We start from the raw sequence: 21343 nt of genomic DNA, 5'->3' as shown, positions 1-21343 counted from the left end.
TGGGTTACCCGCACGCCTCGGCGGCCCGAACCGTGACACGACCCCACATTCGGCGCGAGAAGTAAGCTCGCTGTTTGTGGCTTTTGGACGCAGGCTCGGGGTGATGGGTGGGACGTTCGATCCCATCCACAACGGACACCTGGTCGCCGCCAGCGAGGTGGCCGACCTGTTCGAGCTCGACGAGGTGGTGTTCGTGCCGACCGGCCAACCGTGGCAGAAGCACCACCGCGACGTCACCGCAGCCGAGGACCGCTACCTGATGACCGTGATCGCCACCGCCTCCAACCCGCGATTCAATGTCAGCCGCGTCGACATCGACCGCGGCGGACCCACCTACACCAAGGACACGCTGAACGATCTGCATGCCCTCAACCCGGACAGCGAGTTGTACTTCATCACCGGCGCCGATGCGTTGGCGTCGATCCTGTCCTGGCAGAACTGGGAGGAGATGTTCGCCATCGCGAAGTTCGTCGGCGTCAGCAGACCCGGCTACGAGCTGGACGGTGAGCACGTCGCGGCCGCGGGCAAACAACTGCCTGAGGACGCGTTGACCCTCGTGGAGGTGCCCGCGCTGGCGATCTCGTCGACCGACTGCCGGCAACGCGCCGAGCAGAACCGTCCGATCTGGTATTTGGTGCCCGACGGCGTGGTTCAGTACGTGGCGAAGCGCCAGCTCTACGCCGCCCCACCGTTAGCGACCCAGGGAAGGCAGCAATGAGCGCCTCTGACGAAGCGATCCAGATGGCCACGGTGGCCGCGCGGGCCGCCGCAGCCAAATTGGCCGACGACGTCGTCGTCATCGACGTCTCGAGCCAGCTGGTGATCACCGACTGTTTCGTCATCGCTTCGGCCGCCAACGAGCGTCAGGTCAACGCCATCGTCGACGAGGTCGAGGAGAAGATGCGGGTGGCCGGGTACAAGCCGGCGCGCCGCGAGGGCGCGCGCGAGGGGCGCTGGACCCTGCTCGACTATGTCGACATCGTCGTGCACATCCAGCACCAGGACGAACGCAACTTCTATGCGCTGGACCGGCTCTGGCGCGACTGTCCGGAAGTACCCGTCGACCTGGACGGCCAGACGTGAGGATCCGCCGCCTGGTCATGTTGCGCCACGGCCAGACCGAGTACAACGCGGGCAGCCGCATGCAAGGCCAGCTCGACACCGACCTGTCGGAGTTGGGCCGCGAGCAGGCGGTCGCGGCCGCCGAGGTGCTGGCCAAACGCCAGCCGCGGGTCATCGTGTCCTCGGACCTGCGCCGTGCGCTGGACACCGCCGTGGTACTGGGGGACCGCGCCGGGCTGCCGGTGCTGGTCGACACCCGACTGCGCGAGACCCATCTCGGCGACTGGCAGGGGATGACGCACCTCGAGGTCGACGCCGTCGCGCCCGGCGCGCGGTTGGCCTGGCGCGAGGACGCCCGCTGGGCACCGCACGGCGGGGAGAGCCGGGTCGACGTCGCCACCCGGGCCATGCCGTTGGTCACCGAGTTGGTCGTCGACCAGCCCGACTGGGGCCTTGAGGCACCCGAACGGCCGGTGGTGCTGGTCGCCCACGGCGGGCTGATCGCGGCGCTGACGGCGGCCGTGCTGCGACTGCCGGTCGACAACTGGCCGATCCTGGGCGGCATGGGCAACGCCAGCTGGGTACAGCTGTCCGGGCACAGCGACGCCGACGCCCCCGCCGAGCACATCCGCTGGCGCCTCGATGTGTGGAACGCCTCGGCGCAGGTTGCCAACGATGTCTTGTGATCCGCCACCCCGTCCGACCCTGCTCATCTTCTGCGACTCGCTGTCCTACTACGGGCCGACCGGCGGGCTGCCGTCCGATGACCCCAGGATCTGGCCGAATATCGTTGCCCGACAACTGGGTTGGGACGTCGAGCTGATCGGGCGGATCGGCTGGACCTGCCGCGACGTGTGGTGGGCGGCCACCCAGGATCCGCGGGCGTGGGCGGCGTTGCCGCGCGCGGGAGCGGTGATCTTTGCGACCGGCGGCATGGACTCGCTTCCGTCGCCGCTGCCGACCGCGCTGCGTGAGCTGATCCGCTATGTGCGTCCGCCGTGGCTACGACGCTGGGTGCGCGACGGCTACGGGTGGCTGCAGCCGCGGCTTTCGCCGGTGGCGCGCCCGGCCCTTCCCGGGCACCTGTCGGCGGCGTACCTCGAAATGACCCGCAGCGCCATCGATTTCAATCGTCCGGGCATTCCCGTGGTGGCGTGCCTGCCGTCAGTGCACATCGCCGACACCTACGCCAAGGTGCACAGCGGCCGCGACCAGACCGTGCGGGCGATCACCGAGTGGGCGCAACAGCACGACATCGCGCTCGTCGACCTCAAGGCGGCCGTCGGCGAATACGTGATGTCCGGCCAGGGCAACCCCGACGGCATCCATTGGAACTTCGAAGGCCACCAGGCCGTTGCCGAACTGATGCTCAAAGCACTGGTGGAGGCAGGGGTCTCGTGTCCGTAGTCGTAGTCACGGACTCCTCGTCGCGGCTGCATCCCGACGAGCTCAAGCAGTGGCAGATCCGGCAGGTGCCGCTACACGTGCTCGTCGACCAGGTCGATCTGCGCGACGGCGTCGACGAGGTGCCCTACGACGTCCACGAGCTGGCGCGCGCCAGTACCGCGGGGGCGACGCCGGCCGAACTCGCCGAAGCCTATGGACAGGCGCTACAGGACAGCGGCGGCGACGGCGTTGTGGCCGTGCACCTTTCGGCGGCCCTGTCTAGCTCGTACAGTTCGGCGGTGCAGGTCGCCCGCGAGTTCGGCCCGGCGGTGCGGGTGGTCAACTCGCGATCGGTCGCGATGGGGGTGGGTTTCGTCGCGTTGAGCGCCGCGCGTGCCGCGGCATCCGGTGCGGACCTCGACACCGTGGAAACCACCGCACGTGAGGCTGCCGACCGCGGCAGCGTATACGTCGTCGTGCACCGCCTCGACAACCTGCGCCGCAGCGGACGCATCCGGGCTGCCGCGTCGTGGCTTGGCACCGCGCTGGCGGTCAAACCGCTGCTGTGCCTGGACGTCGACGGGCGGTTGGTGCTGGATCAGCGGGTCCGCACGGTCACCAAGGCACACGCGGCGATGGTGGACCGGGTGGTCGACGTGGTCGGTGACGGTCGGGCCGCGGTCGCGGTGCACCACGTCGACAACCATGATGGCGCCGACGCGATCGGTGCGGAGTTGACGACGCGGCTCCCGCAGATCGAGTCGCTCACGGTCTCCGATATGGGGCCGGTGCTGTCGATCCACGTGGGCGCAGGGGCAGTGGGCGTCGTCGTCCAGAAATCCGTAAGTAACGACGAACGGTTGATACAGACTTACCGTTAGCGTAGACTTACGGATGTGTCCGCCTCTGCATCCGCTGTCCTCGACGCACTGGGCGACAAGACCCGGCGCTCGATTTTGGAGAAGCTGGCCGACGGACCGGCGGCCGTCGGGGTGTTGGCCGAACAGCTGCCGATTTCCCGGCCTGCGGTATCTCAGCATCTGCGCGTACTCAAGGACGCCGATCTGGTGGTCGAATCGATCGCCGGAACGCGGCGGATCTACCGCGTCAACCACGACGGGTTGATCGCGTTGCGCGACTACCTCGACCGGTTCTGGGCGCAGACGCTGGCCGGCTTCAAGGAGACCGTCGAATCTATGGAAGGTGACCAACCATGACGCAAACCCGGCCCGAAATCATCCGCCACCATGTCGTCGTGGCCGCACCGCTCGAGCGGGCGTTTCGCGTATTCACCGAGCAGTTCGGGGATTTCAAGCCGCGTGAGCACAATCTGCTCAGCGGTCCGATCGCCGAGACGGTCTTCGAACCCCGCGTCGGCGGGCACATCTATGACCGTGGCGTGGACGGCAGCCTGTGCAAATGGGCGACCATCGTCGCCTACGAGCCGCCGCACCGGGTCGTCTTCACCTGGAACATCGGGCCGACCTGGCAGCTGGAAACCGACAGTGCCCGGTGTAGTGAAGTCGAAGTCCGTTTCACCGCCGAGGCCGCCGACCGTACCCGCGTCGATCTCGAACACCGTCACATCGAGCGCCACGGCGAGGGTTGGCAGGCGGTCGCGGAAGGTGTTGGCGGCGACGGCGGTTGGCCGCTGTATCTGCATCGCTACGCCGGTCTGGTCGACTAACCCCCACCGGCGCGAGCGCTCACCCTGGTACGGAAACTGTCGAGAAAACCGTACGTAGCTGTGCGCTCGGCGCCTCGAGGGTCAGACCGCGGCACGCCCGGTGATCGGCGGCAGGTCCTTGAGCGTGACGATGCCCGGTTCGGCGGCGACGACGGCAGGCACCGCGTTGGTCACCGGCAGCGCCGTGTAGATCATGCCCAGCCCCATGAAGCCGGGTTCGGCCCAGTCCTCGGGCGGCAGACAGTGCAGCACGGTGCGCATATTGGGCAATCCGAAAACCTGAATGACGTGGCCGTGTTCGAGCGGTTTGGGCGGGGTGACGTGGCTGCCCATGATCCAGTTGAACCCCACGCTGACCACATTGTGATCGCCGACCCAGCCGCGGTGATAGCCGTGCACCCCGGCCACCGTGCCCGCCGGAATCTGCATGAAGCCCAGATCGCTGTCGCCGGTGGCGGCGGTGAACGTCACGTCGAACGTCATCCGGTCCAGTTTCGTGCCGATGGCATCGGCCATCATCGCGGCGGATTCGGCGAAGACCTCGCTTTCCCGGCGCACGCTCTCGGCCAGACCCGGTGTGTCGGGATCTTGCGAAAACCCCATCGCGGTCTGGGTTCCCGCGGACTCATAGGTCGAGCAGTCCACCGACTCGGTGATGCGAATCTCGTCGACCCGTTCGCACGCACCGGACAGCACCATGCCGACCATGTTGGACATCCCCGGATGCGCTCCGCTGCCGAAGATCGTGGAATTGCCGTTCTCGCAGGCTTTTCGGATGCGGTCGAGATCTTCGGGCGACTGCTTGCCGCCGGTGATCCATGCCGCGCTCGAGCAGACGTTGACGCCGGCTTCCAGCAGGCGGACCAGCTCGTCGATGTTCGGCCACAGCGGGTTGTAGCAGCAGGCGTCGGGCGCAAGGGCCAGCAGCGCGTCGATGTCGTTGGTGGCGGCCACCCCGGTCGGTTCGGGCCAGCCCGACAGCTCCGCGGCGTCGACGCCGACCTTGTCGGCGCCGTGGGCGTAGACACCGACCAGCTGCATGTCGTCGCGGCCGAGAATGGCGTGCAGTGACCGGCGGCCGATGTTGCCGGTGGTCCATTGGATGACGCGAAGGGGCCGGGGTGGTGCGTTCATCTGCAGGAGGTTACATGTGGGTGCCGCCGTCGACGCGAACCTCGGTGCCGGTCACGAAGTAGGCGTCGGTGCAGCCCAGCATCGCGACCACCGCGGCGACCGCGTCGGGTTTGGCGAACATCGTCCCGTCGTCGACGTGCAGCACGGGCTGAATCTTGCCGAAGAGGGAGAAGTCAATGTCGGCGGGCAGACCGGGCCCGACGCTCTGCTTGGATTCGCCGGTGCCGTCGGTCATACCCGACGAAATCGAGCCCGGCTGAACGGAATTGAACCGGATGCCCTCCTTGGCGAACTCGAGGGCCAACGCGTGCGTCATCGCCTGGATGCCGCCCTTGGACGCGGCATAGGCCGACATGTACGGATGCGCGAACGCCGCCGACGTCGAACTGAAATTCACCACAGCGGGTTTGGTGCCCATGCGCAGGGCCGGGATCGCTTCGCGGGTCACCAGGAAGGTGCCGATCAGGTTGACCCGAAGCACCTGCTCGAAGTCGGTCAGCGTGGTATCCAGAAAGTGCGCCGAGCGCAACACACCGGCCGCGTTGACGAGGGTATCCAGCGCTCCCAGCGTCCGCACCGCCTCGGCGACGCCGGCCTGCACCGACGGTTCGCTGCTGATGTCCATCACCAATGTGGTGAGCCGGTCACCGTGCGGTTCGGCCTTGGCGACGGTGTCCTTCAATCCGGCCTCGCTGATGTCGGCGGCCACCACGCGGCCGCCCTCGTCGAGGATGCGAAGGACGGTGGCCTGCCCGATGCCTGAACCACCGCCGGTGATCAGCACACGACGGTCGGTGTATCGCTGAAGAGATGCCATGGGCCGATACAACACTGTCGGGAACCAGGTGTCACCCGGATGTCCCGATCGTTGGAATCACGGTCGCTTGGGCTGGATGAACACGCCGGACGCCTCGACCGTGGCCCCTTCGGCGTCGGCGATATGGCCGACGACGTAGGTCTTGACTCCGTCGACGCGGTCGACCCACGCCTCGGCGCGCAGTCGGCCCAGCCGGGTCGGGCGCACGTAGCGCACAGTGATGGTTCCGGTGACGGCGGGCTTTTCCGGTTGGTGGGCGGGTGCGGCGAGCACGTGGTCGAGGATCAGCGCGCAGACCCCGCCGTGCACGTGTCCCGCGGGGCCTTCGTAGGCTGCCCCGAGTTCGAATTCCGTGGCTGCGCGCCCGCCCGGCTCGTGGTGGATCACCAGCGGGGGAGCGACGGCGTTGCGGGCCCCGATCAACACATTGCCCAGTGCGGTCGGCCGGCCGTCGGCGGTGGCGCGCACCCCGTAGGAACCGGGCATCAACTCGGCGGACAACAGTTCCACGGCCCGGTCGACGTGCGCCTTGGCCTCTGCGGCCACGTCGCGGTTCACTTCGCTGCGGATGGTGGCGTCGATGAGCTGCCGCACCGACTGCGTGAGCGGTTCGAAGTCGTCGGTCACGCGCGCGGTCCCCGCGATGTCATGTCGAGCGCGGCCAGATGGCTGAACAGCATCGACGCGCCGATCGGGTTGCCGCCGCCGGGGTAGGCGGTGCCGCTGACCGCCGCCATCGTGTTCCCGGCCGCGTACAGGCCCGGGATCGGCCGCTCCGACGCGTCCAGTACCCGCGCGCGGCTGTCGGTGCGCAGTCCGCCTTTGGTGCCCAGATCGGACAGCCCGAAGGCCGCGGCGTGAAACGGCGGCTTGTCGATCGGGACCATCGGCAGCCGTCCACCCGAAAACGCCCGGTCGTAGGCTTCGTTGCCGCGGCCGAAGTCCTCGTCTTCGCCGCGGGCCACCAGGTCGTTGAAACGCTTCACTGTGGCCGCGAGGCGGTCGGCGGGCACGTCGATCAGCTGCGCGAGTCCCTCCAACGTGTCCGCGGAGTGCCACAGGCTTGCGGCGCGGTAACGGTCGGTTTCGACCATTGACACGTTGGTCGCCTTGACCGGCGGCACCTCGCCCTCCCGGTCGTCGTAGACCATCCAGCACGGCAACCGCAGTGCCCCACTGTCGATCTGGCCGATCATCTCGCGGCCGAGCCGGTCGTAGGGTGCGGATTCGTTGACGAAGCGGTCTCCGGCCTGGTTGACGAAGATGCCGCCGGTGAACCACAGCGCGAACGCCGAACGGCCGTCGGGATGGGTCAACCCCGGTGACCACCACGCCTGGTCCATCAAATCGGTGGACGCGCCGACCGCGATCGCGGCTTCGTGCGCGGCGCCGGTGTTGCCGGGTGCTCCCATGGTGTCCTCGGCGCGGCCGGGTACTCCATAGCGTGCACGCATGCGGTGGTTGTGTTCGAATCCGCCCGCCGCCAGCAGCACACCACGTCGGGCGCCGACGGCCACCCGCTTGCCTTCACGTTCCAGGACCGCGCCCACCACGGTGCCGTCCTCCGTGATCAGCTCCACCAGCGCAGAATTGAGATGCATTGTGGCGTTGGGCATGTCGACCATCGCGGCGATGAACCGCCCGACCAGCGCACGTCCACCGGTCAGCGAATCGGGCTGGGGGACGCCGAGCCGCTCGCTGTCGAGCGGTCCGCGCACCGACCCGGCGTACGGTCCGAGCCGTGCTGCCGGAACCGGCTTGGCGACGATGTGACGCAGACCGTCGGTTCGCGCGCCGCGCACCGCGCCGAAATAGTCGGGCCACGGCAGCACGGCGAACTCGAAATGCCGGTCGGCTTCCAGGTATTCGATGAGCGCGGCGCCGCCGCGAACGTAGGTTTCCTGCAGCTGCCGCGGTGTGCGGTCGCCGACGACGGCGTGGAAGTAGGCCAGGGCGTCCTCGACGGTGTCGTCGCTGCCCGCGCGGTTGAGCACCGGGTTGCACGGAAACCACATCCCGCCGCCGCCCGAATAGGCCGTGGTTCCGCCGAACTTGTCGGTCGCCTCGACCAGCGCCACCGAAAGACCTTCGCGCGCCGCGGTATAGGCGCCGGTGACACCGCCGCCCGACCCGACCACCAGGACATCCACGACCTGGTCATACGCCACCACATCTGCCTCCATCGCCGCATCGACAACGACCACAGTCTTCCATCGCAGGCAGAGCCGGTGATTTGTGCGTCCCGGTGAGCGGCAGCTGACAAGGTCGCCGACACCGCCGTTGATAGCCTTGACCGGTGGAACCGACCTCGGCGATGCCGAACCTGACAGCGACCGCGTGGGCGCTGCTGGGCATGCTGTCGTACGACACGGAGCTGTCCGGTTACGACATCCGCAAATGGATCAGCTGGAGCATGCGGTTCTTCTACGGCAGCCCGGCCTACAGCCAGATCTACTCCGAGCTGAAGAAGCTCGAAGAGCACGGTTATGTCACGTCGCGGGTGGAGAGCAGCGCAGGCGCCCGCAACCGTCGGCTGTACAAGATCACCGAATCCGGTATGGAGGCGGTGACCCGGTGGGCCAACGAGGCGCCGCTGGATCCGCCGGTGCTCAAGCACAGCGCGATCTTGCGGGTGACGTTGGGCCATCTGACCAATCCGGCCCGGCTCAAGGAGATCTTGCAGGAGCACCTGGCTTGGGCGGAGCAGATGCACGCCGAGGCGGCCAAGGATGCGCGCTGGGCCGACGTGGAGCCGGCGTGGGCGTTCGCCCGCGTCGGATTGCAGTGGGCCGAGCGCCATTACGCCGCAGAGCGCGAACTGACTTTGCAGATGATCAAGGACCTCGACGAGGCGCAGGCCGTGTTTGCCCAGGCCACCGGCGGCACGGAGGCCGGAATCCCTTGGCCCAAGCCGGAATACTGGTACGAGATCGAGAAGAAGGCCGAGGCCGAAGAGTCCGACTAGCCGGTCGGCTCCGCGACGCTGGCGGCGTGCCGCGCCGCGATGTATCCGAACACCAGACCCTGGGCGATGGTCGCGCCCGCGCCGGGATACGCGGCACCGAACGCATTGGCCGCGGTATTGCCGATCGCGTACAGACCCTCGATGACGCTGCCGTCTTCGCGCAGCACCCGGGCTCGGTCGTCGGCACGAAGACCGCCGCACGTGCCCAGATCGCTGAGCACCATCTTGACCGCATAGAACGGCCCCTTGTCGAGGGCCCGCAGGTTCGGGTTGGGTTTGATGGTCGGGTCGCCGTAGTAGCGGTCGTAGGCGCCACCTCCGCGGTGGAAGTCGGTGTCGTGACCGGCACGCGCCATATCGTTGAACCGCGTCATCGTCACGGTGAACTGCGACGCCGGAACTCCCATCAGCGCTGCCAACTCAGCGAGATCGGACGAGCGGTGTGCGATGCCGGCGTCATACCAGGCCTGCGGAATGGCCATCCGTGGGAACAATTCTGCGGCAAAGACGTAGCTGTTGCGGTACTGCTGGTCGAACACAATCCACATCGATTCGACTGGAGTGCCCGCACGTTCGCGCTGCAGAACCCGCTGCCCGAACGACATGTAATCCGTTGCCTCGTTGACGAACCTGGTGCCGTTCTGGTCGACGATCACCGAGCCGGGCAGCGACCGTTCGGCCAGCATCACCAATGGAGCCGCCCCGGGCAGCGGTGCGACAGCAGGGAACCACCATGCCTGATCCATCAGATCGATTGCGCCGCCGAGCTCTTGAGCGCAGCAGATCGCGTCACCGGTGTTGGTGTCGGCGCCCAGGCTCATATGCTCGCCGAGGGCGTCGGACTGAAACTTCCACCGCATCTCCATGCTGTGGTCGAAGCCGCCGGCCGCCAACACGACACCGCGCCGCGCGGTGACGGTCACCTCGCGCCCGTCGTGGTCGACGACGGCGCCGGTGACCCTGCCGTTCTCGGTGGTCAGGCGGCGCAACGCGGTATCGGTCCAGATCGGGATGTTCTCGCGCAGCACACCGGCGAACAGGCCGGCGGCCAGCGCCTGACCGCCCGCGGCGTAACGGCGGCCGAGCAGCAGCCCGCCCACCCCTTGGCCGAGGCGTTTGGCGACCGTCGGCAACCCCTTGCGCGGCACCCGCGACATCAGGTTCAGCCAGCGGTAATCGGCACCGGTGGTGGGCATCGGGATCTTGACCTCCATCACCCCGCCGCGTAACCGGCTCCGGTACGCGCCGAGGATCGAGGTGTTCAACGGCCGGCATTCGCAGGTGCGTCCCGCCGCGCTGCCGCCGGGCTTCTCGGCGTGATAGTCGGAATAGTCCTTCGCCCAGAACAGCCGCATCGGCGTGGTCCGCCGCAGCAACTCGACCGTCTGTCCGACGTGTGCGAGAAACGCTGTGGAGCGGTGTCGGGGCGCGGTTTCGGCGACGACCGAGTCCAGGTACTGCTGCGCGCGCGACGGCGTGTCACCGGCGCGGTTCTCTTCGAGGACTGGGCTCGCCGGAATCCACAGCGCACCGCCGGACCTTGCGGTCGAACCCCCGACATGCGAGGACTTCTCGACGAGCAGAACGGACAACCCGAGCTCGTTGGCGGCCAGCGCAGCGGCCATCCCGGTGCCCGCGCCGACGACCAGAAGGTCGACGACGGTGTCGTCGATCCCTAACCCGGCGGGGATGGTGCTTGAGTTGCAAGTCGTCACGTTTGTCGACAGTAGAGAGCCGCCGCCGCAGCCCGAATTCAGCATCCCTACCAGCGGGACGATCTTCGAACCCGGTCGGTTTTTGCGGTAGAACTCAAGCCATGACGCTGCAGCCTGATGTCGAGGTCCGCGAAATCGAAACAGAGCAGGCGCCGACACGGTTCGCTCGCGGCTGGCACTGCCTGGGCCTGGCGCGCGAACTCGGGGACGGTACGCCGCACACCGTCAACGCTTTCGGCCAGAAGCTGGTGGTGTTCCGCAGCGGTGACGGCAGGATCAATGTGCTCGACGCCTACTGCCGGCACATGGGCGGTGACCTGTCCCAGGGTGAGGTCAAGGGTAACGAGATCGCGTGCCCCTTCCACGACTGGCGGTGGGGCGGTGACGGCCGCTGCAAGAAGGTGCCCTACAGCAAGCGGGCGCCGCGGCTGGCCCGGACCAGGACCTGGTTGACGCTGGAGCAGGACGGGATGCTGTTCGTGTGGAACGACCCCGAGGGCAATCCGCCGCCGGACGAGGTGACGATTCCGCGCATCGAAGGCGCCGGCAGCGACGAGTGGACCGACTGGCACTGGTACACCACGGTGGTGCACACCAACTGTCGCGAGATCATCGACAACGTCGTCGATATGGCGCACTTCTTCTACATTCACGGGTCGATGCCGACCTACTTCAAGAACATCTTCGAAGGACACGTCGCCACGCAGTACATGAACAGCGGTGCCCGGGAAGACATCCCCCACCCGGAGGACCAACCGAAGATGCTCGGCACCACCTCGGCGGCATCGTATTTCGGCCCGTCGTTCATGATCGACGATCTGACCTATCATTTCGAGCACGAAGACCAGAACACGATTCTGCTCAACTGTCATTACCCGATCGACGCGAATTCCTTCGTGCTGCAGTATGGGATCATCGTCAAGAAGTCCGCGAGCCTGCCGGAGGAGGCCGCGATGGCCACGGCGATCGCGCTGGGGGACTGGGTCAAGATGGGCTTTGAGCAGGACGTGGCGATCTGGAAGAACAAGGCCCGCATCGACAACCCGCTGCTGTGCGAGGAAGACGGCCCGGTCTATCAGCTGCGGCGCTGGTATGAGCAGTTCTACGTCGACGTCGCCGACGTCGAACCGGACATGGTCGACCGGTTCGAGTACGAGATCGATGTCACCCGCCCCCGCGAGGCGTGGCAGCAGCAGATCGAGGACAACATCAAAAACACCGCCGCACGCGCCGCGCAGGCTTAAATGGCTGTCCGGACCGACAACCGCCTGCAGGACCTGCCGCCGGTGCCGGTGCGGTGCAGCCGCTGCGCCGCTGAAGTACTCGTGCGTAAGAGCAGCTGGCAACAGACCAGCATCCAATGGAACGCGCAAGCGACCGCGCGGTGTCCGCAACGACGGCAGGCAGCAGAGCTCAACACGCACGGCGGCGGCGTGTTCCTGGCGTGTTCGGACCTGCGGGACTCGATCGACGAGGCGGTGAACAGCGGCACAGTGCGCATCGTCGACGAAGCGCCAGACGTCCCCGATGACGCGTCGTCGTCGTGACGCAGAATCGGGCTATGACAGATCTCGCGAGATACGGGCCATGGGCGGTGATCGCCGGCGGATCAGAGGGCGTCGGCGCGGAGTTCGCACGGTTACTCGCGCGCTCGGGCCTCAATCTCGTCTTGCTGGCGCGAAAACCCGGCCCGCTGGAAGCCGCCGCCGCCGCGTGTCGCGAACACGGCGTCGAAGTCCGCACCCTGTCAGTCGATTTGGTGCACCAGGACGCGGTACAGCGCGTCATCGAGGCCACCGACGGCCTCGAGGTGGGACTGCTGATCTACAACGCGGGCGCCAACACCTGCAGCGAGAACTTCCTCGACGGTGACCTCGCGGAATTCCAACGGGTCATCGACCTCAACGTCGGCACCATGCTCGCCTTGGTCCAGCATTTCGCCCGGCCGATGCGTGAGCGTCGCCGTGGCGGAATCCTGCTGGTCGGCTCGATGGTGGGTTACCTGGGCTCGATGCGACACACCATCTACGGCGGGGTGAAGGCGTTCGGCCGCATCTTCGCCGAGAGTTTGTGGCTGGAACTGCGGGATTACGACGTGCACGTGCTGGAGTTGGTGCTGGGCGTGACCCGCACGCCGGCGATGGAACGCGTCGGGCTGAACTTCGACGTCCCGGGCATGCGCGTGGCCGAACCGGAGGACGTGGCCCGCGAAGGACTGGAACAACTTCCCAACGGTCCGGTGTTCGTCGCAGGCGGCAACGCCGACGACGTCGCGCGGCGCACCCATCCGGACCGCGCGAAAGTGGTGCTGGGAGCCCACCGCGCGATACAGCAGCTCATCGGAAACGCCGACATCGACTAGAACTGAAGCTGTGCGAATCGGATTGTCGACACCGGTGGTCATCCAGATGCCCGGCGTGGCCGGCGCGTGGGAGCGCGACGCCGGTATCGAGGACATCGCGCGGATCGCACAGACGGCCGACGAACTCGGGTTCGACTACCTGACGTGTTCGGAGCATGTCGCCGTCCCCGACGACGACGCCTCGGTGCGCGGCTCGGTCTACTGGGATCCACTGGCCACGTTGGCGTTTCTGGCGGCGCGCACCGCACGCATCCGGCTGGCCACGTCGGTGGTGGTATTGGGATATCACCACCCGCTGGCGCTCGCGAAGCGCTACGGCACGCTGGACCGCATCAGCGGTGGACGGCTGGTGCTCGGCGTCGGCGTCGGCTCGCTGTCCGCCGAGTTCGACCTGCTCGGTGCCGCGTGGGCGGACCGGGGTAGGCGCTCCGACGACGCGATCCGTGCCCTGCGGGCGTCGCTGTCCACACCGCACCCGGCGTACGACGGCGAGTACTACCGGTACGACGCGATGGTGGTCGAACCGTGCGCGGTGCAGCCACGGGTGCCGATCTGGGTGGGTGGCCGCAGCGCCCGGTCGCTGCGCCGCGCGGTCGAGTTGGCCGACGGCTGGATGCCCTTCGGGCTGCGCAGCGCCGAGATCGCCAGACTGCTTGCCGCCGTAGAACTTCCGCCGCAGTTCGACGTCGTGTTACCGGTCGGCCCGCTGGACCCCCGCGGCGATGCCGATACGACGGTGCGCAGGTTGCGCAAGCTGGCCGACCTGGGTGCCACTTCCGTCACCTGCTCCTTGGCGGCCCGGAACCCCGACGACTACTGTGACCAACTCGGCGCGCTACGCACGGTGGCCGACGACATGTGAGGAGCCGTCGTGACCGACGACCGACTGGCAGAACTGGAAGCGCGGCTTTCCCGCGTCGAGGACGAGCGTGCGATCGAACGGATCATCGCGTCCTACGGCCCGCTGGTCGATGCGGGTGAGGCTGAGGCGGCGGCCGGGCTGTGGGCGGTCGACGGCGCCTACGACGTCGAGGGCTGGCCGATGCGCAGCCGCGCCGACGTCGCCGCCATGGTGGCCTCCGACGCCCACCGCGGCCTGATCGAGCGCGGCTGCGCCCACTTCCTCGGTCCGGCAGTGGTCACCGTGCACGGCGATGAGGCGACCGCGGTGTGCGAATCGTTGGTGGTGACCCGGCGCGAGGACGGCTACGCGGTGTGGCGCGCAGCCGCAAACCACTTCCGGCTCAAGCGGATCGACGGGCGCTGGCAGATCACCCACCGCGCCACCCGCACACTCGACGGCCGCGCCGAGGCGCGAACGCTGTTGTCGGACGGTATCGCGGGGCGGCTCTCGTGACCGAAAACCACGACCCGCCCGTCGCCGTCGTGACGGGCGCCAGCCGCGGCGCGGGCCTCGGCATCGCGCGGGCGCTGGTGGCGCGCGGCTGGCGGGTGTACGCGACCGGCCGCAGCGTCACCGACGGCGGCGACGGTGTGATCGCGGCGCCGCTCGATCACCGCGACGACGACGCCGTGGCCGCGCTGTTTCGCCGGGTGGGCGCCGAGAACGGCCGGCTGGACCTGCTCGTCAACAACGCCGCCGCGGTACACGACGCGCTGACCGACCCGAAACCGTTCTGGGACAAGCCCATCGACTTGGCCGAAATCCTCGATGTCGGCCTGCGCTCGGCGTATGTCGCGTCGTATTTCGCGGCCCCGCTGCTGCTTCGTGCCGAGCGGGGGCTGATCACCTTCACGTCCTCGCCGGGTTCGGTGTGCTACATGCACGGACCCGCCTACGGGGCGCAGAAGGCCGGCCTCGACAAGATGACCGCCGATATGGCCGTCGACTTCCGCGGCACCCCCGTGCACACCGCATCGATCTGGATGGGAATCCTGCTGACGGCCAAGCTGCGCAACGCTTTCGACGGCAAGCCCGAAGCCCTGGCGGCCATGGCGCAGCACGCCGAAACCCCCGAGTTCGTCGGGCATGTGATCGACGCGCTGTACCGCGACCCGCAGCGCGGCCAGTACAGCGGGCACACCCTGATCGCCGCCGAACTCGCCCAGCGCTACGGCATCACCGACGAGGACGGCCGACAGCCGCCGTCGCACCGGGACATGCTGGGCGCACCGCGCCCGCCCAGCGACGTCGTCGTGCGCTGACGCGTCAGGTCAGCTGGAAGGCGCTGATCGGCGCTTCCTCCGGGTAGCTGGTCGGACCGCCCAGGTCGTAGACCGCGTTGAGCGCGGCGATGAACTCCGGGTCGTGTAGCGGTTCGGCAGGCACGTCGAGCTTGATGCCCTTCTTGTGCACGTCGTCGACGAGCATGTCGATGGCCTTGTCGACGGTGAGGTCGTCGCTGCCGTCCATGTTCTTCTTCAGCTCGTCGAAGTCGGTGAACACCTCGGCCGACCAGTGCACCAGGAACCGCAGTTCGTCGGTGTGGTGCCGGGCGATCACGTCGTCGCCATTCTTGAGCAGCCAATGGTCACGATCGGCGGGGTCACCGGTGAACACGGTGTCGAAAGCCAGGCCCGGCGGGGTCTGCTGCTCCAGCGGCCCGTTCGCCTCGCCGCGATGCACCATCATCTCGTTCTGCACCAGCACACCGCGGTTGTAGATCGGCGGCCGGACACGGCGCGGCTCCTTGAGCGGACCGTCGGGCCAGTAGGTGAAACCGCTGCCCTCATCGAGGGAGAACCAGGCGATCACCTGCGCCATCTTGATCAGGTAGTCCTGGAACAGCCCGGACTTGCCCATCACGCTGCACAGCCAGGTCGGCGCGTTCTCGTGGCGCACACCGCGAAAGCTCGGGGAGTCCAGATGACCGGGATCGCGGTTGGCGCACGGCCCGTTGATGTTGAACAGCATCATCTGCGGCTTGGCGTATTCCGCGTTCCAGTAGCTCTTGGCCAGGTCGACGAACCGCTTGTTGTAGAAGCAGTCGTGCAACTCCGGGTAGAGCACCGTGCCGTAGTTCGCCAGATAGCCGCGGAACGTCGCGGTCAGAAACAGGTCCAGCGACGGGGTGAACCCCTCGGGGAACATTCCGCTCATGGTGGCCATCAGCTCCTCGGCCGACGCGAAGTGCTGGGCGATGATCAGCCGCCACGGACCCTGGGTGCGAACCACATCGAGCAACCGCTCGCGTTGGTCGTCGGTGTAGACATCGTCGATCTCCCGCGGCGGCGACGCCGGCCGCAGGACGTCGGAAAGCTCCATCCGCTGCTGTTCGGTAAGCATGGCTTGATTCTGGCGCGTTCGGTGGCGGTCGACCGTGCACCTGTCCGGTCATCGGGACACCGCTTTTACGCCGGTCTTCCCGCCGAACAGACATGAAAGCCCCCTTTTCGGCGGGTTTCAAGGGGCTTTTGCGCCTGCTCGCGCCCTAGGAGGTGGCTGCTCGCGCCCTAGGAGGTGGCGAGTTTCGCGCGCAACAGCGCACCGATCTCGGCGATTGCCAACCGGCCCCTGGCCGTGGCCTCCGAGCGCATCAGAAAGCCGTGGTAGATGCCGGGATAGCGGGTCATCGTGGTCTGCACGCCGGCGTCGCGTAGCCGAAGCGCGTACCGCTCGCCCCAGTCGCGGATCGGATCGTATTCGGCGGTGACGACGACGGCCGGCGGCAGCCCGGTCAGATCGGTTGCCATTGCGGGGAAACGGTATTGGTCTGGCGGAATGCGCACGTCGCGGTCGGCGAGTGCGTGCATGTAGTCGATGTCGTCGCGGGACAGCATCGGCGCGTCGGGCATGTCGACAATCGATGTGCAGGTCATGTCGCGGTCCAGACCCGGATACATCAGCACCTGACAGCAGATCGCCGGGCCGCCGCGGTCCCGTGCGGCGAGCGCGACCGCCGCGGCCAACGAGCCGCCCGCGCTGTCGCCGACGACGGCCAACCGTCGGGGATCGATCCGCAGTTCGCCGGCGTGGGCCCCGACGTATGAGGTGGCCGCATAGGCGTCCTCGAACTGCGCAGGCGCCGGCGCTTCGGGCGCCAGCCGGTATTCGACCGACACCACCGTGGCGCCGCTGTGTACGGCTAGTGCGCGGGCGAGTGGTTCGAACGAGTGGTTGGATCCCAAAACCATTCCGCCGCCGTGGAAGTAGACGAGGACAGGGGCGCTGTCGGTGAGGGTCGGCCGGTAGATCCGGATCGGAATGGCTCCCCCCGCACAGGGAATCGCGCGGTTTTCGACCTCGACCATCTCCGGCATGTCGTCGGGGTGCGGCGCGGATTCGATGCCCCGGCGTACTTCGTTCAGACCGCGCTGCCGCATCGGTGGAATCGGCCCGAAGGCGGCGACGCGTTCGGCGGCGTCGGGGTCCAGACGGTACTGCGTCACGGCTGATCTCGGTCCCCGGAGGCCGACCATAGCGTGGGGGTGGCGTGTGCGCCCGCGCGTCGCCCGCTGAAGATGCAGTCTGCGATGGATAGCCCGCTGACATAGCTGTTGGAGCAGATGCCGATCGCGTTGCGGCCCGCGGCGTACAGACCGGCCACCGTCCCGCCGTCCCGATGAGCGACTTCGCCGGTGCGTTCGTCGACGACGAGGCCGCCCAGCGTCAACCCGGGGATCGGATAGAACATCGACGAGTCCGCCGAGATGTTGATCGAGTAGAACGGCGGGGTCAGAAGCGGCGGGCACAGGTCCGGTTCTTTGTGCGCGGGATCGCCCGCGCCACTGGAGATGCCGTGGTTGTAGTCGTCGACGGTGCGACGCAGCCCCGCCGGATCGATCCCGTTCTTGGCGGCCAGGCCCTCGATCGTCGACGCCTTCTTGTGCCCGACGGTGAACAGGTAGATCAGCTGCAGGCGCTGGAACAGCTGTGTCTGCTCACCGATCTGGTCTTTGACCTTCCGCCAGGTCGGGGCGTCGTAGACGGCCCATCCGGTGCCGCCGAACTCGCGCATCATCACGTTGCCGTGGGTGGCGCCGTAGAGGTCCTCGTTGGCGATGCGCCTGCCGTCGCGGCCGACGGTGAGGCCTTCCAGGAACGCGCTCGGCGGCGACAGGAAGCGCCAGGCGGTGATGTTGCCCATCTTGTCGGTTCTGCCGCCGGCCGCGACGCCCAGGGCGATGCCCGAGCCGTCGTCGCCGGGGGTGCCCAGCGGGGAGATCTTGAGGAACTCCGGCGCGTGTTCGGCCATCCAGTCGCGGTTGTGCACGAAGCCACCGGCCGCCAGGATCACGGCGCGGGCGTGGGCGGCACCGTCTTCGGCGGCATCGGCCCAGAGCCTTTCGGCACGGTCGACCGCGCCTTTGACCAGACCTGGGAGCCAGGTGCCGGTCTTTCCGGTGAGCTTGGTCAGCACCCGGTGTCGACGTGCGTGGGAATGATTCGCGGGCATCGCGCGGTAGCGAACCCCGCGGATGCGCCCGTCGCCGTCCGCGATGAGCTCGTGCACTCGGCACAACGGAACAAACTCGACGCCTTTGGCTTTCGCCGAGCGGCGCAGGTGCTCGAACAGTACCTTGCCCGAACTCATACCCGGCGCCAGCACTCGGTGGCCGCGCGGTACGGGACGCGCGTGCAGCGAGTAGGGATGGGCTTTTTCGTTTCCGGAGTAGTACAGGTAGAAGTCGTCGGTCGGATACGACGTCTTGTACGCCGACACCGGACCGCCGCGGAACCGCACCCCTTGCTTCTTGAGCCAGTCGATCAGCTCCGGGCTCTGCTCGCAGAACCTCTGCAACGTCTCGCCGCTGACCGCGTCGCCGACCTCCTGCTCGAGGTAGGCCCGCATGTCCTCGACGGTGTCGTCGTATCCACCGGCCCGCTGTTCGGCGGTTCCCGCGCCCGCGTAGATGATTCCGCCCGACAGCGCGGTGGCCCCGCCACCGTATCCGCGGTCCAGCACCAGCACGCGTGCGCCGCGGTCGGCGGCCTCGATCGCCGCGGCGGCACCGGCAGCCCCGAACCCGACGACGATGACGTCGTACTCAGTTGTTGTTGGCATGTTCACTCTCACAGGACCGACTTGATCTGTTTGGCGACCAACCGGGTGGCGCGCTTCGCCGACAGTCGGGTCAGGATGTCGAGAGCCCGCGCATCCGTGCCGATCAGGACGCGGAACCGGTCATCGGCAATGCCGTCGACGATCTTGTCGCCCGCGGCCACGGCGCTGGTGGAACGGACTCTCTTGCCGCCGGCGTCGAGCATCTGCACCCCGGAGTTGCCCGTCAGGTTGGTGTCGATGTTGCCCGGAAACACCGTCATCACATGGACGTTGGTGTCGCACAGTTCGGCGTAAAGGCCTTCGCTGAACTGCTTGACCGCGCCCTTGCTCGCGCTGTACAGCGTTTGGCTGGCAAACGGCAACAGCGCGGAAAGACTCGACATGTTGGTCAGGTTCGCCTCCGGACGCGCCAGCAGCGTGGGCAGGAACGTGCGGCACATGCGCACCGTGCCTTCGAAGTTGATGGCCATGATGCGGTCCGTCTCGGCCGCGGGCAGCTCGGCGAACGGCGCGAATCGGTGGATCACGCCCGCGATGTTGACCAGCCCGTCGACCCGCCCGTGCGCCTCTGTCACCACGTGCGGCAGTGCCGCGACGGCCTCGTCGTCGGTGACGTCGAGAACGTGGGTCGACACCGGGGTCCCGATCTTGCGCGCGAGCTCAGCCGTGCCGGCCAGCCCGACGGCATCGAGGTCCACCGCCGCGACGCGGGCGCCTCGGCGGGAAAGGCCAAGCGCGACTTGCCGGCCCATTCCGTTGCCTGCGCCGGTCACTACGAACACCCTGTCGGCGATCTGCACGTCAACCCTCTTTCAGCGACCTTCTTTCAGCCGGATGCCGTCACTGCTGCGCGGGATCGAATCGCTGCTTGGTGCGCAACACCGGCGCGCGGCGCTGCGCCAGCACTTCGGCCCGCTCCGCCATCGCGTTTCCGACATAGTCGGGTTGGGTGAGCAGATAGAACTCACCGACGGCCGACTGGTCGAACACCACACGCGCCGCCTCGAGCGGATCCATCGCCTCGGCCTTGATGTCGAGCATCGCCGTCCGCTGCGATTCGGCCGCCCCCACGTCGCCGTCGTCGACCCCACCGGCCGCTTCGAAGATGTTGGACCGCACCGCCCCCGGCAGCACCGCCTGCACGCAGATTCGGTCGGCGTGCCCGGCCAGTTCCACCTCCAGGCGCAGGCATTCGGTCAGCGCCAGCACCGCATGCTTGCTCATGATGTAGGGCGTCTGCAACGGCACCGCGACGACCCCGCCGATCGACGACAGATTCCACACCCACGCCGGGGTCTCGGCGGCGATCATGCGGGGCAGAAACGCGCGAATCCCGTAGAAAACCCCGCTGACGTTGATGTCGACCAACCGGTCCCAGTTGGCGACCGGGGTGTCCCAGAGGTAACCGAACTGCTCGACCCCGGCGTTGTTGACCAACAGCCGTACCGGGCCGACATCCGAGTAGACCTGTGCGGCAACGTTTTCGAGTGCATCTGGCTCGCGTACATCGCACACGACGGCCACGGAGCCGGGGAGCTCCCGACCCAACGCGGCGATGGCCTCGGTGTCGACGTCGACCAGGACTACGGTCATGCCCAGCGCGGCGGCGTGACGCGCCAGCCCCGCACCGATGCCGTTGCCGGCGCCGGTGATGACCGCGACACCACCGCCGAAGGTCGCCCGTGCGTCCACCGGCTAGGAACCGGTCGCGGCAGTCGCGGACTTGGCGGCGTGCTCGGCGAACGGGATGGAATCCTCGGCGTCGAGGATCACGGTCATCGACGTGAAGACCAGCCCGCCGCCCTCGGCCCGCCGGATGCCCACGTCGACCACGCCGCTGGAGACGTCGAACGGGACGTTGTTGGTGACCTGGTTGACGTACAGGTAGAAGCGGACGGTGGTGACGGCCCCGTCGACGCCGGTGCGGAAGATGTTGGTCGCGTGGTGACGCAGCGGATAGGGGTTCTCGTTGCGGTGTTGAGTGAGCCACGCCAACGTCTCGGCTTTGCCGTGCAACTCGGCGGCCAGCAGCTCTTCGAACGGGCAGTTGCCCGAGTCCGATCGGCTCAGGTACTCCATCTCGTCGCCGAGGCGGGCGCCGAGTTCGTCGAAGTGGCCCTGGTCGTAGTGGTACCAGAAGCCGGCGATGAACTCCTGGACCTCCGACAGCGTGATGTCGTTGCTCATGGCAGCGAGTCAACCTCCGGCGGGCTGCCCTTGGCACCGCGGTGCCCGTTGAGTGGAACACC

25 protein-coding genes are annotated in these 21343 nt (G+C 67.6%); 14 read left to right on the top strand and 11 right to left on the bottom strand.

The window, feature by feature from the left end; all coding sequences use genetic code 11:
- Positions 1-76 precede the first annotated feature (76 nt).
- Genes nadD through ABQE44_RS18815 form a run of 7 tightly spaced genes read left to right on the top strand, consistent with a single transcriptional unit; the run spans position 77 to position 4135 of the window.
- Entirely contained in the window at positions 77-718 is a 642-nt protein-coding gene (gene nadD, locus ABQE44_RS18845; RefSeq protein ID WP_448394631.1) for a nicotinate-nucleotide adenylyltransferase, read from the top strand.
- Complete coding sequence (gene rsfS, locus ABQE44_RS18840) at positions 715-1083, top strand: ribosome silencing factor (RefSeq protein WP_448394632.1); 369 nt, start codon at positions 715-717, stop codon at positions 1081-1083. The genes nadD and rsfS overlap by 4 nt, the downstream gene beginning before the upstream one ends.
- Complete coding sequence (gene gpgP, locus ABQE44_RS18835) at positions 1080-1748, top strand: glucosyl-3-phosphoglycerate phosphatase (protein WP_448431314.1); 669 nt, start codon at positions 1080-1082, stop codon at positions 1746-1748. The genes rsfS and gpgP overlap by 4 nt, the downstream gene beginning before the upstream one ends.
- Entirely contained in the window at positions 1738-2469 is a 732-nt protein-coding gene (gene octT, locus ABQE44_RS18830; RefSeq protein ID WP_448394634.1) for a diglucosylglycerate octanoyltransferase, read from the top strand. Before gpgP ends, octT begins: the two co-directional genes overlap by 11 nt.
- A complete protein-coding gene (locus ABQE44_RS18825; protein ID WP_448431312.1) occupies positions 2460-3329 on the top strand; it encodes a DegV family protein in 870 nt (289 codons plus the stop codon). The genes octT and ABQE44_RS18825 overlap by 10 nt, the downstream gene beginning before the upstream one ends.
- Positions 3330-3344: 15 nt before the next feature.
- Positions 3345-3665, top strand: coding sequence for an ArsR/SmtB family transcription factor (locus tag ABQE44_RS18820; RefSeq protein ID WP_448394636.1), 321 nt, complete (start codon positions 3345-3347; stop codon positions 3663-3665).
- Positions 3662-4135 carry an SRPBCC family protein gene (locus tag ABQE44_RS18815; RefSeq protein ID WP_448431310.1) on the top strand — a complete coding sequence of 158 codons (474 nt, stop codon included), beginning with the start codon at positions 3662-3664 and terminating at the stop codon, positions 4133-4135. Before ABQE44_RS18820 ends, ABQE44_RS18815 begins: the two co-directional genes overlap by 4 nt.
- Positions 4136-4216: 81 nt before the next feature.
- Here the strand turns inward: ABQE44_RS18815 and ABQE44_RS18810 are convergent, their stop codons facing one another.
- The 4 genes from ABQE44_RS18810 to ABQE44_RS18795 are packed head-to-tail and all read right to left on the bottom strand — an operon-like array spanning position 4217 to position 8269.
- Positions 4217-5269, bottom strand: a complete 1053-nt coding sequence (locus ABQE44_RS18810) for an NAD(P)H-dependent amine dehydrogenase family protein (RefSeq protein ID WP_448431308.1) — start codon at positions 5267-5269, stop codon at positions 4217-4219.
- Between the two features lie 10 nt (positions 5270-5279).
- A complete protein-coding gene (locus ABQE44_RS18805) occupies positions 5280-6086 on the bottom strand; it encodes an SDR family NAD(P)-dependent oxidoreductase (protein WP_448431306.1) in 807 nt (268 codons plus the stop codon).
- 57 nt (positions 6087-6143) lie between these two features.
- Positions 6144-6713 carry a PaaI family thioesterase gene (locus ABQE44_RS18800; RefSeq protein ID WP_448431304.1) on the bottom strand — a complete coding sequence of 190 codons (570 nt, stop codon included), beginning with the start codon at positions 6711-6713 and terminating at the stop codon, positions 6144-6146.
- A complete protein-coding gene (locus ABQE44_RS18795; protein WP_448431394.1) occupies positions 6710-8269 on the bottom strand; it encodes an FAD-binding protein in 1560 nt (519 codons plus the stop codon). Before ABQE44_RS18795 ends, ABQE44_RS18800 begins: the two co-directional genes overlap by 4 nt.
- Positions 8270-8400: 131 nt before the next feature.
- Here ABQE44_RS18795 and ABQE44_RS18790 point away from each other — a divergent pair, with 131 nt between their 5' ends.
- The gene (locus ABQE44_RS18790) at positions 8401-9051 is read left to right on the top strand and encodes a PadR family transcriptional regulator (protein ID WP_448394678.1); all 651 of its coding nucleotides are present in this window, start codon (positions 8401-8403) and stop codon (positions 9049-9051) included.
- Here the strand turns inward: ABQE44_RS18790 and ABQE44_RS18785 are convergent.
- Positions 9048-10811 carry a 3-ketosteroid-delta-1-dehydrogenase gene (locus ABQE44_RS18785; protein WP_448431302.1) on the bottom strand — a complete coding sequence of 588 codons (1764 nt, stop codon included), beginning with the start codon at positions 10809-10811 and terminating at the stop codon, positions 9048-9050. The two genes, ABQE44_RS18790 and ABQE44_RS18785, sit on opposite strands and share 4 nt — an antisense overlap.
- A gap of 56 nt (positions 10812-10867) precedes the next feature.
- Here ABQE44_RS18785 and ABQE44_RS18780 point away from each other — a divergent pair, with 56 nt between their 5' ends.
- Genes ABQE44_RS18780 through ABQE44_RS18755 form a run of 6 tightly spaced genes read left to right on the top strand, consistent with a single transcriptional unit; the run spans position 10868 to position 15294 of the window.
- Entirely contained in the window at positions 10868-12010 is a 1143-nt protein-coding gene (locus tag ABQE44_RS18780; protein ID WP_448431300.1) for a 3-ketosteroid-9-alpha-monooxygenase, oxygenase component, read from the top strand.
- A complete protein-coding gene (locus ABQE44_RS18775) occupies positions 12011-12313 on the top strand; it encodes a ferredoxin (protein ID WP_448431298.1) in 303 nt (100 codons plus the stop codon). It begins immediately after the preceding gene.
- 14 nt (positions 12314-12327) lie between these two features.
- Complete coding sequence (locus ABQE44_RS18770) at positions 12328-13128, top strand: SDR family NAD(P)-dependent oxidoreductase (protein ID WP_448431296.1); 801 nt, start codon at positions 12328-12330, stop codon at positions 13126-13128.
- A gap of 10 nt (positions 13129-13138) precedes the next feature.
- A complete protein-coding gene (locus ABQE44_RS18765) occupies positions 13139-13990 on the top strand; it encodes an LLM class F420-dependent oxidoreductase (RefSeq protein WP_448394645.1) in 852 nt (283 codons plus the stop codon).
- Between the two features lie 9 nt (positions 13991-13999).
- Positions 14000-14485: a nuclear transport factor 2 family protein gene (locus ABQE44_RS18760; protein WP_448431294.1), complete on the top strand. Its 486-nt coding sequence runs from the start codon at positions 14000-14002 to the stop codon at positions 14483-14485.
- Positions 14482-15294 (top strand): SDR family NAD(P)-dependent oxidoreductase, encoded by an 813-nt coding sequence (locus ABQE44_RS18755; RefSeq protein WP_448431292.1) that lies wholly within the window; start codon positions 14482-14484, stop codon positions 15292-15294. Before ABQE44_RS18760 ends, ABQE44_RS18755 begins: the two co-directional genes overlap by 4 nt.
- Positions 15295-15298: 4 nt before the next feature.
- Here ABQE44_RS18755 and ABQE44_RS18750 read toward each other — a convergent pair whose 3' ends face one another.
- The 6 genes from ABQE44_RS18750 to ABQE44_RS18725 all read right to left on the bottom strand — a co-directional run bounded on the left by ABQE44_RS18750 (position 15299) and on the right by ABQE44_RS18725 (position 21281).
- Positions 15299-16375, bottom strand: a complete 1077-nt coding sequence (locus ABQE44_RS18750) for a hypothetical protein (RefSeq protein ID WP_448431290.1) — start codon at positions 16373-16375, stop codon at positions 15299-15301.
- 167 nt (positions 16376-16542) lie between these two features.
- A complete protein-coding gene (locus tag ABQE44_RS18745) occupies positions 16543-17478 on the bottom strand; it encodes an alpha/beta hydrolase (RefSeq protein ID WP_448431288.1) in 936 nt (311 codons plus the stop codon).
- Positions 17475-19094: an FAD-binding protein gene (locus ABQE44_RS18740; protein WP_448431286.1), complete on the bottom strand. Its 1620-nt coding sequence runs from the start codon at positions 19092-19094 to the stop codon at positions 17475-17477. Before ABQE44_RS18740 ends, ABQE44_RS18745 begins: the two co-directional genes overlap by 4 nt.
- A gap of 8 nt (positions 19095-19102) precedes the next feature.
- Positions 19103-19894, bottom strand: a complete 792-nt coding sequence (locus ABQE44_RS18735; protein WP_448431284.1) for an SDR family NAD(P)-dependent oxidoreductase — start codon at positions 19892-19894, stop codon at positions 19103-19105.
- 40 nt (positions 19895-19934) lie between these two features.
- Entirely contained in the window at positions 19935-20786 is an 852-nt protein-coding gene (locus ABQE44_RS18730) for an SDR family oxidoreductase (protein ID WP_448431282.1), read from the bottom strand.
- 3 nt (positions 20787-20789) lie between these two features.
- Positions 20790-21281 carry a nuclear transport factor 2 family protein gene (locus tag ABQE44_RS18725; RefSeq protein ID WP_427055518.1) on the bottom strand — a complete coding sequence of 164 codons (492 nt, stop codon included), beginning with the start codon at positions 21279-21281 and terminating at the stop codon, positions 20790-20792.
- Positions 21282-21343 lie beyond the last annotated feature (62 nt).

Source organism: Mycolicibacterium sp. XJ2546 (assembly GCF_053483195.1).
This window is presented reverse-complemented; position numbering and strand designations above follow the sequence as displayed.